The 15,230-nt window shown below is 59.5% G+C and carries 15 protein-coding genes and 1 pseudogene; 7 read left to right on the forward strand and 9 right to left on the reverse strand.

Annotated features, from left to right (window positions below):
• Positions 1 to 375: hypothetical protein (locus FB555_RS09600; RefSeq protein ID WP_220475953.1), on the reverse strand; the 375-nt coding region annotated here is incomplete at its 3' end.
• A gap of 73 nt (positions 376 to 448) precedes the next feature.
• Positions 449 to 1,906, reverse strand: coding sequence for an MFS transporter (locus tag FB555_RS09605; RefSeq protein WP_182485264.1), 1,458 nt, complete (start codon positions 1,904 to 1,906; stop codon positions 449 to 451).
• 127 nt (positions 1,907 to 2,033) lie between these two features.
• Between FB555_RS09605 and FB555_RS09610 the strand changes: the two genes are divergently transcribed.
• Positions 2,034 to 2,666, forward strand: a complete 633-nt coding sequence (locus tag FB555_RS09610) for a TetR/AcrR family transcriptional regulator (protein WP_182485265.1) — start codon at positions 2,034 to 2,036, stop codon at positions 2,664 to 2,666.
• Between the two features lie 347 nt (positions 2,667 to 3,013).
• Here the strand turns inward: FB555_RS09610 and FB555_RS09615 are convergent, their stop codons facing one another.
• The gene (locus tag FB555_RS09615) at positions 3,014 to 3,532 is read right to left on the reverse strand and encodes a VOC family protein (protein WP_182485266.1); all 519 of its coding nucleotides are present in this window, start codon (positions 3,530 to 3,532) and stop codon (positions 3,014 to 3,016) included.
• Positions 3,533 to 3,610: 78 nt separating this feature from the next.
• Between FB555_RS09615 and FB555_RS09620 the strand changes: the two genes are divergently transcribed.
• Positions 3,611 to 4,438, forward strand: coding sequence for a helix-turn-helix domain-containing protein (locus FB555_RS09620; RefSeq protein ID WP_343046449.1), 828 nt, complete (start codon positions 3,611 to 3,613; stop codon positions 4,436 to 4,438).
• Positions 4,439 to 5,391: 953 nt separating this feature from the next.
• On the opposite strand, the gene FB555_RS09625 is transcribed toward FB555_RS09620, so the two are convergent.
• Positions 5,392 to 5,652, reverse strand: a complete 261-nt coding sequence (locus FB555_RS09625) for a putative antibiotic biosynthesis monooxygenase (protein ID WP_182485268.1) — start codon at positions 5,650 to 5,652, stop codon at positions 5,392 to 5,394.
• Between the two features lie 37 nt (positions 5,653 to 5,689).
• Positions 5,690 to 6,634, reverse strand: a complete 945-nt coding sequence (locus tag FB555_RS09630) for an FAD-dependent oxidoreductase (protein WP_220475954.1) — start codon at positions 6,632 to 6,634, stop codon at positions 5,690 to 5,692.
• Positions 6,635 to 6,724: 90 nt separating this feature from the next.
• On the opposite strand from FB555_RS09630, the gene FB555_RS09635 reads away from it, so the two are divergent.
• A complete protein-coding gene (locus FB555_RS09635; RefSeq protein WP_182485269.1) occupies positions 6,725 to 7,312 on the forward strand; it encodes a helix-turn-helix domain-containing protein in 588 nt (195 codons plus the stop codon).
• A gap of 252 nt (positions 7,313 to 7,564) precedes the next feature.
• Here the strand turns inward: FB555_RS09635 and FB555_RS09640 are convergent, their stop codons facing one another.
• Positions 7,565 to 8,338, reverse strand: a complete 774-nt coding sequence (locus FB555_RS09640) for a helix-turn-helix domain-containing protein (protein ID WP_182485270.1) — start codon at positions 8,336 to 8,338, stop codon at positions 7,565 to 7,567.
• Between the two features lie 125 nt (positions 8,339 to 8,463).
• On the opposite strand from FB555_RS09640, the gene FB555_RS09645 reads away from it, so the two are divergent.
• Positions 8,464 to 9,270, forward strand: coding sequence for a class I SAM-dependent methyltransferase (locus FB555_RS09645; RefSeq protein ID WP_182485271.1), 807 nt, complete (start codon positions 8,464 to 8,466; stop codon positions 9,268 to 9,270).
• A gap of 499 nt (positions 9,271 to 9,769) precedes the next feature.
• On the opposite strand, the gene FB555_RS09650 is transcribed toward FB555_RS09645, so the two are convergent.
• Both FB555_RS09650 and FB555_RS09655 read right to left on the reverse strand, forming a co-directional pair.
• Positions 9,770 to 10,465, reverse strand: coding sequence for a DUF3800 domain-containing protein (locus FB555_RS09650; RefSeq protein WP_182485272.1), 696 nt, complete (start codon positions 10,463 to 10,465; stop codon positions 9,770 to 9,772).
• A gap of 255 nt (positions 10,466 to 10,720) precedes the next feature.
• Entirely contained in the window at positions 10,721 to 11,095 is a 375-nt protein-coding gene (locus FB555_RS09655) for a hypothetical protein (RefSeq protein WP_182485273.1), read from the reverse strand.
• A gap of 65 nt (positions 11,096 to 11,160) precedes the next feature.
• On the opposite strand from FB555_RS09655, the gene FB555_RS09660 reads away from it, so the two are divergent.
• Both FB555_RS09660 and FB555_RS09665 read left to right on the forward strand, forming a co-directional pair.
• Positions 11,161 to 11,637, forward strand: coding sequence for a hypothetical protein (locus FB555_RS09660; protein ID WP_182485274.1), 477 nt, complete (start codon positions 11,161 to 11,163; stop codon positions 11,635 to 11,637).
• Positions 11,638 to 11,685: 48 nt separating this feature from the next.
• A complete protein-coding gene (locus FB555_RS09665) occupies positions 11,686 to 12,966 on the forward strand; it encodes an APC family permease (RefSeq protein WP_182485275.1) in 1,281 nt (426 codons plus the stop codon).
• A 30-nt stretch (positions 12,967 to 12,996) separates the two neighbouring features.
• On the opposite strand, the gene FB555_RS09670 is transcribed toward FB555_RS09665, so the two are convergent.
• The gene (locus FB555_RS09670) at positions 12,997 to 13,140 is read right to left on the reverse strand and encodes a hypothetical protein (protein ID WP_182485276.1); all 144 of its coding nucleotides are present in this window, start codon (positions 13,138 to 13,140) and stop codon (positions 12,997 to 12,999) included.
• A 188-nt stretch (positions 13,141 to 13,328) separates the two neighbouring features.
• Here FB555_RS09670 and FB555_RS09675 point away from each other — a divergent pair.
• A pseudogene (locus FB555_RS09675) lies at positions 13,329 to 15,017 on the forward strand (amidase); the annotation flags it as partial.
• Positions 15,018 to 15,230 lie beyond the last annotated feature (213 nt).

The following is a 15,230-nucleotide window of genomic DNA, read 5'->3' on the forward strand; positions in this document are numbered from 1 at the left end:
CACCGCCGAGGCTGCGACGATGAGGCCGACGGACACGGGGCTGATGTCTTTGGAGAGGCTCTGCGCACCGTCTGGACGGATGATCCAGAGGGCGAGTGGTGCTGCGTAGACGGCCGCGAGGAGGCCAGCGCGCCAGCGCAGGGCGCGGGCGCGTGGGGAGGCGAATGAGCCGATCACGATGGCGGCGACCGGGAGGACCGCGACGAGCGCGAACTGGCCGAGCAGCAGGACGGGGACACTCCAGGCGGCGATGTGGATGAAGAGCGGTGTCCGGTGGTGGGCTGCAGCTGAATGGTCCGACGATGCCCGGGCGGTGAATGCCGAGCCGCGCTCGGGGACGGGGGTGGTCTTTCTGTTCTTGGTGGTGATGTTCATGATAATGTTCCTTCGGCTTTGGTGGTTATGGGGTGTGGGAGGGGTTGGGTTGCAGCTCGGCTGTGGGATCGGCTCAGGCGAGGGATTTCCGTGCGAGGCGGGCGAGGAGTGCCGTGATGATTGCTGCGGTGATTGCGAATGCCGCGGCTCCGAGGAAGAGCCAGGAGAAGCCGGCGGTGAGGGCGTCGGCTGCCGGGGATCCTGCAGCCTCGAGGGCGCCGGTGCGGGCGGTGGCGATGGTCGCGAGGATGGCGAGGCCGAGGGCGCCACCGATCTGCTGGCTGGTGTTCACGAGGCCGCCGGCGAGACCTGCTTCGCCGCCTGTGATGCCGTCGACTGACAGTTGGGTCGCGGTGACAAATGCTCCACCGAGGCCGATGCCGATCAGGAGGCTCGGTCCGAGGATGTTGATGGCGAAGGATGCGTCGCTCGGGGAGGTGGCGAGCCAGCTGAGGCCGCCGGCGAGCACGACGAGCGAGCCGATCAGAGTGTTCTTGGCACCGACCTTGGCGATGGCGGTCGGGACGATTCCGGCGACGACGACGAGTGCGCCGGCGAGGGGGAGCTGGGTGAGTCCTGCGGTCAGGGCGTCGTAGCCGAGGACGGCCTGCATGTAGACGGAGAGTGCGAAGAACAGTGCGACCATCGCTGCTCCGACGAGCAGCATCACGAGGTTTCCTGCTGTGAGGTTGCGGTTGCGGAAGACCGTGAGTGGGACCAGAGGGGCGGCGGTCCGACGCTCGATGAGAACGAAGGCGGCACCGAGGATGACCGCGGCAGCGGCGAGTCCGAGGGTCAGCGGGTGCAGGAATCCGAGCTGATCGACCGCGCTGAGTGCGCCGACGGCGGCGACCAGGGCGCTGGTGATGGTCGCAGCACCCGGGTAATCGAGCGGGGTGCGGGTGGTGGCGGGGTCGCGGGTGATAAGGCGAGGAATGAAGGCGATGACGATGAGGCCGATGGGCACGTTCACGAAGAAGACCGCTTGCCAGCCGATGGCTGCGGTGAGGACGCCGCCCAGGAGAACTCCTGCTGCCGAGCCGATGCCGGCGACGGCGCCCCAGATGCCGAGCGCCTTGGTGCGGTCCGCAGCGGTGGGGAAGAGCTGCGTGACGAGTGCCAGGGCGGCGGGGGCGAGCAATGCTGCCGATGCCCCTTGGATTGCTCGTGCGCCGAGCAGCATCCCGCTCGAGATGGACAGTCCGGCGAGCATCGACGCGCTCACGAACCCGATGGTGCCGATGAGGAACAGCCGGCGGTGCCCGTAACGGTCGGCGAGGCGGCCACCGAGGAGGAGCAGCCCGCCGAACGGGAGGACGTAGGCGGTGATGACCCACGCCAGTGCCACGGTGTCCATCCGGAGGTGCTCGCCGAGGACGGGGAGGGCGATGTTGACGATGGAGGCGTCGAGCATGACCAGGAACTGGGCGAGCGCCAGGAAGCTGAGCGCAACCCAGCGTCGGGTGCTTCGCGGCGTAACGGCTGGGACGCCTGTGGAGATCGGTGTCGGGGCGGTTGTCAACGTGGTCATGATCGTGCCTTTCAGAGAGGGCGAATGCGGACGAAATCTTCGAAGTGAAGGTGACTGGTTGTTCTTACATTCGTAACCTTACAGTCGTAACCTTATGCTGTGTCAAGTCATCTGATAGTTTTTTTTCATGACCACTTCGACAGCTGACCAACGAGCCCGGAACCGGCGGGGCGAGGGGACCCGCCTGCGCGAGGAGATCGTCCAGGCCGCGGCCGCGATGCTCGACGAGGGTGCGACGGAGGACGGCATCACGTTGCGCGCGGTGGCGCGACGGGTCGGCGTCGCTGCACCATCGATCTACGCGCACTTCGTCGATCGAGATGCGATCCTGCTCGAAGTCGTCCGAGCGGCCTTCGACGAGCTCAGCGTCCACCTGTCCACCGCGAAAGCCAGGGGCACCGAGTCCGCCGCCGACGAATTGCGAGCGATCTGCGACGCGTATCTCTCTTTCGCGCTCGAACGGCCCCAGCGATACCGGATCCTCTTCGGCGGGACGTGGGATGCGTCGCGGGCTAAGTCCTCAGCATCGGTCGGCGACGATGCCGTGGCGACCCTCGGCCAGGACGCCTTCAACCTGTTTGTTTCCGCCCTTGATCGGTGCGCAGCGGAAGGCTCCTCCGCGAGCACCAACACCTTCGCCGACGCGGCCGCCCTCTGGGCAGGCCTGCACGGCTATGCATCCGTACGCCCGGTCACGAAAGAGTTCCCCTGGCCCGACGACGTCGCCCAACGGATCGTCACCGGGCTAGCCAAGCTCTAGGAGCGACGAAACCCAAGCCTCGGACCCGGAAGCAGTAGCCGGCTACGACGAGGCACACGGCCCTCGGGACAAAGAGAGCGGACCCTGGCACTACTTTGCGTCGCAGCAGGCACCTTGAACCCCACTCGCCAATCAAACACTCCGATCAGGAACAAGCCTGCGCCTGATGAGCCCGCCACGAAGCAATCACAGAAAACCGCCACAGTGCGTCAAACTCCACAAGGCACCTCTTTTGTAACGCTCGTTGTTGTCCGCAAATGATCGAAATCGAGACGTGGGGGCGGCATTGATGGTGATCGCGGGTCTGCGGTTTGTGTCCCGAGATTGATGTCTTGAACGGGTGCCCGTCACTTCTGGGCGTCCGCTTGGGTCTGTACCCAAGCGGCGACTCGGCGCGCGCTCTCTTCCTCAGATATGTCTTCAACCCGCGTCATGACCGACCAGCGAACACCAAAAGGATCACGGATGCTCGCGAATAGGTCTCCGGAGACGAAAGTGCTGAGCGGCTCGCGTATGACCGCGCCACCGGCCTCCGCGCGTTTCACGACAGCGTCGACATCATCGCGATAAAGACCTATGGAATAGCAATCCCCGTCGCCCGCCGGTGCGGGTACCAGCCCGTAGGCTTCGTTCGGTTCCCCGAGCTGTAGTCGGCCCTCACCGAAATCGAGCTCCGCATGTACGATATTGCCGCCCATTTCAACGACATCAACCACTCGCGCGCCGAACACGTCACGATAAAACTCGACCGCTTCTTTCGCTCTCGGGATCGTCAGAAATGGTGTCAGGCTCGAAGACCCGTGTGGAACACCGTTCGTCGTGTGCTCGCCGTGCGCGGCTACTGTCTGGGCAATGGATTCAGTCATAAAATGAAACTAGCCGGGCGCCTGCCGAACCCGCTTGATCATTCACGACAGTATTTTCGACTATCAGGAGAGCAGACTGTGGAAAACGAATGGCGTGGCATTCTGTACCCGACACGACTTCCGACTCTGCACCGAATCCCAGCACCACCCCACGTTTCGGGGCTCGTCCGGTGGTTCTGGATCCCGGAATGGAACATCGCGGACGGGCTCGTGTCACGCCAGGAACTTCTCCCGTTCGCAGCCTCCAACCTCGTAGTTGAAGCCGGCTCTGTCGCACTCGTCGGCCCCCCAACCGGGCCATCCTTTCGGGAACTCACCGGCCAAGGGTGGGCCGTCGGGGCACTACTGCGACCAGCAGCCATGCCCCATTTCCTCACAAAACCGAGCACCATACGTGATACCCAAATGAACATCGATGCGCCCGACCTGTGCGATGCGATCTCGGCCGAGATGACCGCACCGCGAGAAGCTCAGACAAACCGTTCTCGCGCAGTCGCCGCATACAGCGCATGGATCGTCAACAACATCACCCTACCCACGCCAGCTGGAATTCAGGCCAACACGATGGCAGACCTCATAGACGCGGACCCCTCGCTCATCTACGTCGAACATATAGCAAAACAACTCCACGTTTCGGTGCGGACAGTGCAACGAATAGCGGAAAAATACTTCGGGCTATCACCCCTGACACTGATCCGCCGACGCCGCCTCCAAACCGCCGCAGAAACCCTCCGAACCCAACCGAGCACCGCTGTCGCAGCGATCGCTGCGGACCTCGGATACGCCGACCACGCACACCTCACCAACGAGTTTCGCGACACCCTCGATTCGACACCGAGCAGCTACCGGCGCGGACACGAACCTCGGACCACCCAGAATTCGGGTCAGCACCCCACCAGCCGCTAACGTCGGATATTTCACGAATTCACAAGCCGCCCGTTAGTATGCACTCCGTAGGCGCGAGAGTAATGATGATCTGCTCCGGGAGAGCCTCGCCTTTATCAACAGATAGGCAGTTTCGTGAAACGTTGCATGTCCCCTATGTTTTGGTAAACCTTTCCGACGGACTTATCTCAAATTCAATCAACGACTACGCACGTGGGTGTTAAGCCACAAGGTACAGATCGCCTCGTATTGCCTGTTCTTCGGCGGTAGGCAAGGTTGACGTCCCGTAGCCCCGTGCTATAAAGATATTGTCGGGCTCACTCGGATCAGAATTATGGCGCCTCTACGATTCAGGCAAAGAAATGAACACGAAATGAACACACTTTTCTGAAACCGTGCCACTTCGCACAAACCCAAATATGCCGTTAAGCCTTGTATTTACTGTATTTTCCAGAAACGTGACCACGCTAAAAGGGCCTCGGGACGGTTCCTTCTGCCTTCGCCAAGTCTTACCCCTCTACATCTCTTTGTATAAGAGGGAGTAGAGGGGTCTTTGTCCTAAAAGGACAGGCTGAACACAAATGAACACGTTTGCTGCGCGTTAGGCAGTATCTAGGGCAGTTGAAACGCTGTAGGTCATCGTCGAAGAGACCTGAGTACACATCGAGAGCTATGGCTACAGACGCATGACCGAGCATTCCTTGCAAGACTTGCCGGTTGCATTTTCAGGCGTTATCTGTAGTCTGCAAATTGCTTGACCACGAACCTCTGTTGGGAATTTCTTAGGCATAACTGCATCCTTTTATCAGAAAGAAATCGTTAAGAAATCAGGGACGGTCCACGTTGAGAGGTGTCCTCAGATGATCCATTCTGGTCACGTTGCGCAATTTAGAGGTTTCTAACAGCTCCATTTGCTAGCACTCAAGCCGCTGGCTATGTTGCGGTGGGGTGCACTTTAGGACCGGCTTAAGAAGCTAGCGCCGGACGGTTCGGATCTTTCCGTAGATCCGCATGAGTTGCGGTACTACGAGGTAGACCGCAACTGGGACGACGACGATAGAGAGAACGAAAGCGCGGAGCACTGGGTTCCATTGGCCAGCGAATGGGGCGATAGCAAAGAAACCGAGAGTCACGAGGGGGAAGATTGCAATCCAGGTGATGATGGCGCGGGCATGGACGGATGGCGGCTTGGGCGCCGAGATTTGAGCAGCGACCATTTCGGTTGAGAGTGACATAGTGATGGTCCTTTCGTTGGGTGGTAGCTGAGGGATCTCAGCTGTGGGCGACGTGCGCGGATGCGTCGTCGAGATCCTTGTTCAGCAGCCATCCGTTGATTGCGATGGCACTAGCACTTCCGGCTCCTGCCGCAGTAATGACTTGGGCGGTTGGGGTCACGACGTTGCCGGCCGCCCAGACACCGGGCACAGTGGTTTGGCCCATCTGGTTGACGGTGATGAAATCAGAATCGGGATCGACAGCGCAGCCGAGGTCTCGAAGGAGTTCGTCGTTCGGCCGCTGGGGTGGCGCAATGAACACCGCTTCGCACGCAATGATCGTTCCTCCGGCCAGTGCGACACCATCGATCTCGCCGGTATGGCCGACGAGGCGGGATATCGCCCCGTCGACCACAGAGACTCCAAACGCCTCAAGGCGATGGCGTTCCGAATCGGTGAGTTCGATGCCGTGAGTCACGAAGGTGACTCGGTCGCTGTACTTTCGAAGAAGGCCAGCCTGTTTGATCGACATCTCGCGAACCGGACCGCCAATGACCACGATGGCCTTATCGAGTACTTCGAAACCGTGACAGTACGGGCAGTAGTGAACCAGGGTGCTCCACCGGTCTTGCACCCCAGCGATGGCGGGCAGTTTATCGGTCAGTCCGGTCGCTATCAATAGTGCTCGTGCCGATGTCACCAACCCCGTACTGAGGGTGACGGTAAAACAGCCGTTGATCTCCCGCTCGATAGAGCGCACGGATGCGCAAAGTACGGTTGCGCCGTAGCCAATCACTTCGTTTCGCGCGATAGCAAGGAATTCCGTCGGCGAAAGCCCATCGCGGGACACGAAGCCGTGCATCTCTGCCGCTCCGCCGTTGCGTGGATTCCCGGCATCAATCAGTAATACGTTGGCTTGCGCTCTGGCCAATACAAGTCCGGCGCTGAGACCAGCAGCGCCCGCTCCAATTATTATGACGTCGTGATGTTCTTGATTAGTCACGATTATCACCTCCACGATTACTGTCTCAGCAGTCAACGAAAAAGTGGGAGTGTTGTTGCCAAAATAGGAAAAAGCTGGTTTGATGAGGTCATGAGTGCCTCTCAACGTATTGAGACTGAACTCACTCAGATCGCTCCCCGTCTTCGCCAACTGCGACACAAGAAAGACATCACGCTGGAAGTGCTTGCCGCGGCAACGGGAATCTCGAAGAGCACGTTGTCGCGACTGGAGTCGGGCCAGCGGAAGCCGAGCCTCGAACTTCTGCTTCCCTTCGCGGTGGCGCTGGGGGTTGCTCTCGATGAGATCGTCTCCTCGCCCCGAGTTGAGGACCCGCGGGTCCCTCAGAAGTCCACTCGTACAGATGGGCGGATTCTGACTCCGCTGTCGCAGCAACCAGGTGAGCCTCAAGCGTTTAAAATCACGATCGCGGCCGACGATCTCAAACCCATCCTCCGCACCCACGGCGGTTACGAATGGATTTATGTGCTTCAAGGACGACTACGACTCGTCCTGGGCGAACATGACATTGTGATGGGTTCCGGTGAGGCTGCAGAGTTCGACACCAAAAATCCGCACTGGTTTGGAGCTTCAGGAAACGGTCCGGTCGAAATATTGAGCATGTTCGGCAAACAAGGCGAACGAATTCACCTTCGAGCTCGAAGCACAGGAGCACAATAAGCGCCTCGCCGAAACTCCATTGGGTGAGCCTTAGGCATGAAAACCGCTTCAAAGATGACCGTAGTCACCTAACTGGAAGTGTCCAAGAAACCGGGTTCAACTCCCATAACCATGCGTTGGATTGTAATCTTGACAACTGTAATATAAACGGTTGTTTGCGTACAGCCGATGGGAGCAGGAGCGGTCACGGCCCGCTTGTACCCGAAGCGGTTGACTATGTCGCGACAAGGACTCAGAAGTTTTCCGACCCCGCTAAGTTCCTGGAAGCCAAATAGTTACGCGCACCCCTTCGTCGGGGAGATGCAGTACTTCGTAGCGGCGGGCAATTGTCCCGCCGTCTTGGGTGCGTAGGTGCTTGAGCGACGCTCGTCGGCGCTCTACGATGTGCTCGTCCCACCACTCCTCGAACAAGGGGCTATGCTCGCGTAGCTCAGCAACAAGCGCCTGCAACTCGGTGTCGTGAAGGTTGTCGGCGTTGGCCGCACGGAGGTGGGCGACGGCCCCGCGCGCAACTTCCTCCCACTCGACAAAGATCTCTCGCGCCCGATCTTCAGTCATGAGGTAACGACACGTATTTCGCTCCCCGTGCGGGAGATCGGCAAACCCGTCGTAGAGCGCCAGGCCCTCAGGATTCGCCGCGACCATGTTGCTCAGCCGGTCGAGTGCGTAGGCCGGGTTTGGCCGGACGGCCTCGACCAGAGCCGCCATGCGTTGACCGAGTATGAACTCATCTCCGCGCACGCTCCGGGGCGGCAAGATCGCCGAACGGAGTCGGTAGAGATGCTCGCTGGCATCGACGCCTAGCTGGAGTGCGCGCGAGAGACCATTTAGCACTGCATCGCTGGGATGTGTTTCTCGTCCTTGCTCAAGGCGCGTGTAGTAGTCGACGCTAATGCCCGATGCGGCCGCTACTTCTTCGCGGCGCAATCCAGCTACCCGGCGGCGGTTCGCACCGGTGTTCGTCAGAGGCTCCAGTTCTGCGTCTCTTCGTCGAGCGCGAAGGAATTCACCAAGCTCATTGGACATCAGTCGGTCTCCTCTGCATTCGCCAAACAAGGGTGCGGCGCTCCTAGGAAGATTACGGTCTTCTCTCTCCCCGGTTGGCTCGCCAAGCTGAGGGAGACGAGACCCGAAAAGTTGAAGGAGCTTCCATGACGATCTACACGCACGGTTACCATGATTCCGTTCTTCGGTCGCACCGTTCCCGCACGGCCGAGAACTCCGCCGCTTACCTGCTCCCGCTGCTGAAGCCAACGGACCATCTGCTTGACGTCGGCGCCGGAGCCGGAACGATCACGGCAGATCTTGCCGGCCTGGTCGCGCGCGTCACCGCGACCGAGATCGGCACAGACGAGCTCGATTTGACCCGGGCGACAGTGAACGAGCGAGGCGTGACCAATATCGATTTTTCGCGTGCAGATATTCACGCTCTTGAGTTCGACAATGCCACCTTCGACGTAGCCCACGCGCATCAAGTGCTGCAGCACATCGCCGACCCCGTGCAGGCATTGCGCGAGATGGCGCGGGTCACTAAGCCTGGCGGCATCGTGTCGGTGCGCGACAGCGATTACGCCGGCTTCTGTTGGTGGCCGCAGATCCCGGCTCTCGATAGGTGGCTTGAGCTGTATCGCGCCGCTGCGCGAGCCAACGGTGGTGAGCCAGACGCTGGACGCCGCTTACTTTCGTGGGCTCACGCCGCTGGGCTTGAGGAAGTCACCGCTACCTCGAGCACCTGGTGCTACTCCACCCCCGCCGAGCGAGCCTGGTGGGGAGGCATGTGGGCCGACCGCATCCTCAACTCGGCGATTGCAGGGCAACTCATCGAATCGGGACTAGCGACATCAGAAGATCTTCAGGAGATCGGCGACGCGTGGAAAGAATGGGCCGCGAGCAAAGACGGCTGGATCTCCATCCTCCACGGCGAACTGATCTACCGCGTGATCCCCACCGCCTACTGAACAGTCCCACGACGAAACTCTCATTCCAAAATCCTCATCGCGCAGGCCGCGAGGTGACATTTAGCGCTGAGAGAAAACGGCTACATATCGCGGCGATTCACAGGCAACGGAATCACTGTCTTCGCGGTGTCTGTAAACCATCGTTTGCGGACTGTTTTAGCCCGCGAAATGATTCGATTGTCGCTTCGCACGCAAGGTCCGTGGAGGACAATTTTCTCAGTCGATAATTTGGAATGGTCCCGCCATTGGATTCCGAAGATCTTAATAGCTCGGGTGAACCTGCGCCCCGATTGTTTGCAGCCAGGCTTCCTGTCGTTGAGCGAACGGTTTTGGTCCAAGAGCTATCATTGCGGTCGGCACACGCGTCTTTTCCGGAATGTTCGGGAATTCAATACTTCCATCATGGATAAAACCGTGTTAATCTGTATGTACGACGAATCGGTTACCGAGGCGTTGTATGCCTGAGGCCCCGCGATGCGGGGCCGTCAGTGCTTAAAGGCTAGGGGTCCCACCTTCGATGCTTTTTGACGATGGGCCGGATCGACCCCCACATTTTGCTGATTGCCATGTCGGTTTTAGGGTTTGTCTCAGTGTGAGCATCCATTCGCCGATATAGATAGACGATTTGATCAGCGATTTGAAGCCCGTCATGCTTTCTTGAATCATCAAACTTGAGCGACACAAGGTACTGCAAGTCATTTGGCTTATAACCCGGGGTGTTCGCCTTTTTGTAGAAATCAAAATCTCTAAGGTGGGTCTTATAGTCACCGATGTCATCACATGTGACGTGAACTCGACGGTTTTCACTGCCAGCGAAGTCGTTTATTTCCTCAAACAAGTGTCTGAGAGTGACGGTGTGTGGGAAATCAGGGTAACTGTAACGGGCATTTAGCCGAGGAATATCAACACCTTCGATAAATATCCGTGCGGGCAGCTTCGAAATCAAATCAAGCGTGTATGAATAAATTTTCAGGCTTGCCCTTGCGGCTTGCGCCACGGGTTCCCAGCCGTCCTGCCCAGACATGAGCGAATGGGCATGAAACTCCACGCCGGGACTAATGCCAAACCCTTGGGCGTACTCGCTAGCCTTGAGCATGGCTTCTCCAAGGCGGTGGAGGTTCTCTTCCTTGATGACGAGTGCTGCTTGGTAGTAGCGCTTGTCTGTGTAGGACTCGTCGATAAAGGCATGAAGCATAGACTTATCCTCTCAGCTGGAAACGTGCGGCACAGCGCCAATGTGCCTTGGTAACGAGACTGAAATTCATTTTGAGTTGTCGTGAACATTCTTGTACCCCACCCTTAGGACGAACTCCCACGGAGGCCCACCAGGTCAGACGCGTGAATCGAGTTGGAAGACCCAACACAGTAGCCCCATTCCGTGCCCACATTTTGCCCACAATTGACGCGAATTGATGAGTATCACCGTGATTGAACAGCATCCGGTCACGACTCATAATCGTGAGGTCGCGGGATCGTACCCCGCTCCAGCTACAAAGGAAGCTCCACCAGCAAAAACCGTCGAAGATCCTTCGGCGGTTTTTGCGTTCACAGCCACGGCCGATTCGAGGGGCTCTTCGCCGACCATGTAACCAAGAGAGACGCAGAACATCTCAGCGAGGCGAAACTTGTCCTCCAGGTTCCAGCGTGCACCTCCAGTCTTCTTGTTGGCGACGGTGCCGCCGGACCAGCTGAGCAAAAGCGCAAACTCGCGTTGCGCCTCGTGGACCGCGTACATCTCCGACACGTTGGGGGAGGAGCCCTTGGTGCTCCCCGCCTTCACGAAGAGCGTGAGGAGAAGGACTACTTCGGCAGGCGCTGATGCCACTGAGCGAATTCACGACTGCGGGCCCCTACGATGAGTGCATCGTGCCGATTGAAGGAGAACGCGCAGTGAGTGATATCTATAACTATTCTCAGCCCCAGCACATCACCGACCGCGCCGTTAAGGGGCCTCCGAAAGTTCGCGAGGCAGCCCTTTCGCTTCATGGGGACACGGCGATAGCGCGCTTCAATAACAGGATTGGTCTGGCGGTCACGAAGTCGGTGGGCACCATGTGGGCCGCCTATGTCTTCGCGGCCATCACGTTGGTGAGCCTCCCGGCGGCAATTGTGAGCGGGCAACCCATCATCATCGTTGCGTGGATCGCCCAAACCTTTCTGCAGCTCGTCTTACTTCCCATCATTATTGTCGGCCAGAACCTGCAAGCAGCGGCCTCGGATCAACGCTCGGCGGCAACCTACGAAGATGCTGGGGCAATCCTTGAGGAAGCCAAGGAAATCCAGGTGCATTTAGAATCTCAGGATGCCATGATCAGTGCTCTCCTTGACAAGATTAAATCCATCGAGAGTGCCATCCGGCCAAAATAGCAACACTGCGGATGCTGGTTTACCTCGGCAAGGTAGCATTCTCAACAAATGACATCTAGCCCAACACTGGCCCGAAAGCTCGGCACCACAGACGCCGTCGTGATCGGTCTCGGGTCGATGATGGGGGCGGGAATTTTTGCCGCGTTTGCTCCGGCCGCTGCTGCCGCTGGTGCCGGACTGCTGATCGGCCTCGCCATTGCCGCGGGTGTCGCATTCTGCAACGCCACAGCTTCGGCGCAGCTTGCAGCCCAATACCCGACGTCGGGGGGAACCTACGTGTACGGCCGAAAGCAGCTCGGCGAGTGGTCGGGGTTCTTTGCGGGCTGGAGTTTCGTAATCGGCAAGACGGCCAGCGGAGCCGCCATGGCGCTCGTCTTCGCCGCTTACGCGGCGCCCGCCGGGTGGGAGAAGCCCGTTGCCGTTGCGGCCATCGTGGCGCTCGCCGCCGTGAACTACTTCGGCATCACGCGCACCGCCAAGCTGACCCGCGTGATCGTGGTGATTGTTCTGATCGTGCTCGCCATCGTCGTGATCACCGGACTCACTAGTATCGGTAGCCCTCAAAGCAGTGCTACCGCCAATGCCCCGGTGTTCCCCGTCGGTCTTTTGGATAACGGCTGGTACGGGATTCTGCAATCCGCGGGTCTCTTATTCTTTGCCTTCGCCGGCTATGCCCGCATCGCGACCATGGGCGAAGAGGTGCGAAACCCTGCCACGACAATCCCACGCGCCATCCTGATGGCACTGGGTATCACCTTGGTGGTTTATGCGCTCATCGCCATCACGGCTTTGCTGACCATCGGGCCCACTCAACTGGCGGGCGCTGTCGCACCACTCGTGGATATCGTGAACGCCTCGAACGCCGCTTGGGCGGCACCCCTCGTTCGAATTGGCGCGGCCGCGGCGGCCCTTGGCGCGCTTCTCGGTCTGGTCGCCGGGGTCGGCCGAACAGCGCTGGCGATGGCTCGCAACCGTGACCTTCCCACGTGGTTAGCAGCGGTGCATCCGGTTCACAAAGTGCCTCATCACGCCGAGATCGCGCTCGCGATTATCATGAGCGTTCTCGTGCTCACAATCGACCTCCGTGACGCAATCGGGTTCTCGTCCTTCGGCGTGCTGCTGTATTACGTCATCGCCAATGTCGCTGCGTTTACGCAAACTCCAGAGAAACGCCGCTACCCGAAAGTGCTGCAAGTCCTCGGTGCTATCAGCTGCCTTGTGCTGGTGGCCACGCTCCCGCCGCTCTCCAGCATTGTTGGCCTCGGCGTGATCGTCGCCGGTATTCTCTATCGCGTTATCCGTCTCCGCGTTCAGAAAACTACTGGTTAAAATTGCCGCAGTGAGATGGGCCGTCACAACCTACGACACGGGGTGACCGCCCTCGCGCTCTTCTTCTTCGGCCTCGCGAACCTTCATCTGCGCGGCCTGCTCCTTGGCAAGTTGCGCCTTAACCTTGACGGCATCGCGAAGGTCATTCTCATTCGTTCGGTTGTTCTTGACCATAGTGTCGGCTCCTAAAGTGAGTTCTTTGGTACAACTTAGCCGCGCGTTCGCCAAATAGGAAGAATAATGAAGCGAGCCGGGTCTTCTAGGATGTCGTAGAGCACGCGGTACGGCCCTCCACGGGCACACTGCGCGGCGGAATGTTGTGCATGCCTCGCAGACGTGCAAAAACGAGCGATCGGATAAAAATGTCCACTGAATTCCCTGTCGTTGAGAAGAGCATCGCTGAGCTTCGGAGGGCCCTCGACGCGGGAGACATTACCTGCGTCGAACTCGTGGCCGAGTATCTCAACCGCATCGCGTTTTACGACCGTCACGGCATTACGCTCAATGCCATCCCCATTTTGAGTCCCACGGTATTTGAGGAAGCCCGAGCCGCCGATGAACGTAGAGCAAACGGTGGGATCCGGAGCACCCTTGACGGCATTCCCTACACAGCCAAAAACAGCTACAAGGCTAAGGGGCTGACCGTAGCGGCGGGGTCGCCAGCCTTTGCAGATCTTGTGGCAACGGATGATGCTTTCACCATCGCGCAACTGCGGGCGGGCGGCGCCATTCTTCTCGGACTCACCAACATGCCGCCGATGGCAAACGGTGGGATGCAACGCGGTGTGTATGGTCGCGCGGAGAGCCCGTATAACGCGAACTTTCTGACCGCCGCTTTTGGGTCAGGGTCTTCCAACGGATCAGGCACGGCAACGGGTGCCAGTTTTGCGGCCTTCGGTCTGGGGGAGGAGACCTGGTCCTCGGGCCGCGCCCCCGCCTCCAATAATGGGCTCTGCGCCTACACGCCCTCCCGTGGCATCATTTCCACGCGCGGTAACTGGCCGCTGGTTCCCACCATGGATGTTGTGGTTCCGCACACCCGCACCATGGACGACATACTCGCGGTGCTCGATACCGTGGTCGTCGATGACCCTGTTCTCCGCGGAAATTTTTGGCGGGTTCAACCCTGGATAACGACACCTCCCGCCTCTGCGCTGCGGCCCACGTCGTATCCAGAAATTATGAATCCGGATGCCCTTCGCGGCAAGCGCATCGCCATTCCCCGCCTGTACATCAATGCCGACACGGAGACCACAGATCCCATCGAGACGCGGGCCTCGGTGGTGACCCTGTGGGAAACCGCACGTGCCGACCTCGAAGCGCTCGGTGCCGAGGTTATCGAGACCGACTTTCCCGTGGTGACCAACTACGAGAGCCATGGCGAAGGTGCCAAGAGTCTCGTGGCGCGTGGGCTAGTGCCGGAGCACTTCGCGGAGCACGAGCTCTGGGAACTTGCGATGTTCGGCTGGCATGACTTTCTCGAAGCGAACAATGATCCACACCTGAACGCTTTAGCGCAGGTCGATCGCGACAAAATTTTTCCGGTTCCGACAGGGTCATTGCCCGGTCGTTACGACGACCACCTGCACCGCTTCGCCCCCGAAGACGTGCCGCTGGAGGAGTACGTGGACCGCGCCAAGCGTGACGGCATCACCGCCCTGGAGCAGATTCCGGATCTGGCGGAGGGGATCCGAGGTCTGGAGAAGGCACGTCATCTCGATCTTGAGCAGTGGATGGATGGCCTCGGCCTCGATGCCGTGGTCTTTCCGGCCGTCGCGGATGTCGGCCCGGCTGACATGGACGTGAATCCCGCCTCCACCAAATTGGGCTGGCGCAATGGAACCTGGGTGGCCAACGGCAACCTCGTTCTGCGGCACCTCGGCATCCCAACCGTCACAACGCCTATGGGGGTCATGGACGATATCGGGATGCCCGTGGGGCTGACCTTCGCCGGCCGCGGCTACGACGACACCAACCTTCTTAGCTACGCGTGGGCGTTTGACCACCAGCGCAATCGCCGTATCGCGCCCCCACGCACGCCGGAGCTTGGGGGCATTCGGTGGAACGCGCGTGATGGCGTGACTGTAGTTGACACACCCGAACTGGTGGTGAACGTGACGATGGGCGAGGTCGCAAACGGCATGGTTCCCGTGCACGTAGAACTCATCACTAATGCCACTGAGGTTGCCGTCACGGTCAACGGAGCTCCCGTTGCGGGCGAAGCGACACCGACAGGTTTTGTTGCCGATACCCTCGTGGCCGAG

It is taken from the genome of Alpinimonas psychrophila (assembly GCF_014137865.1).
GTDB lineage: Bacteria > Actinomycetota > Actinomycetes > Actinomycetales > Microbacteriaceae > Alpinimonas > Alpinimonas psychrophila.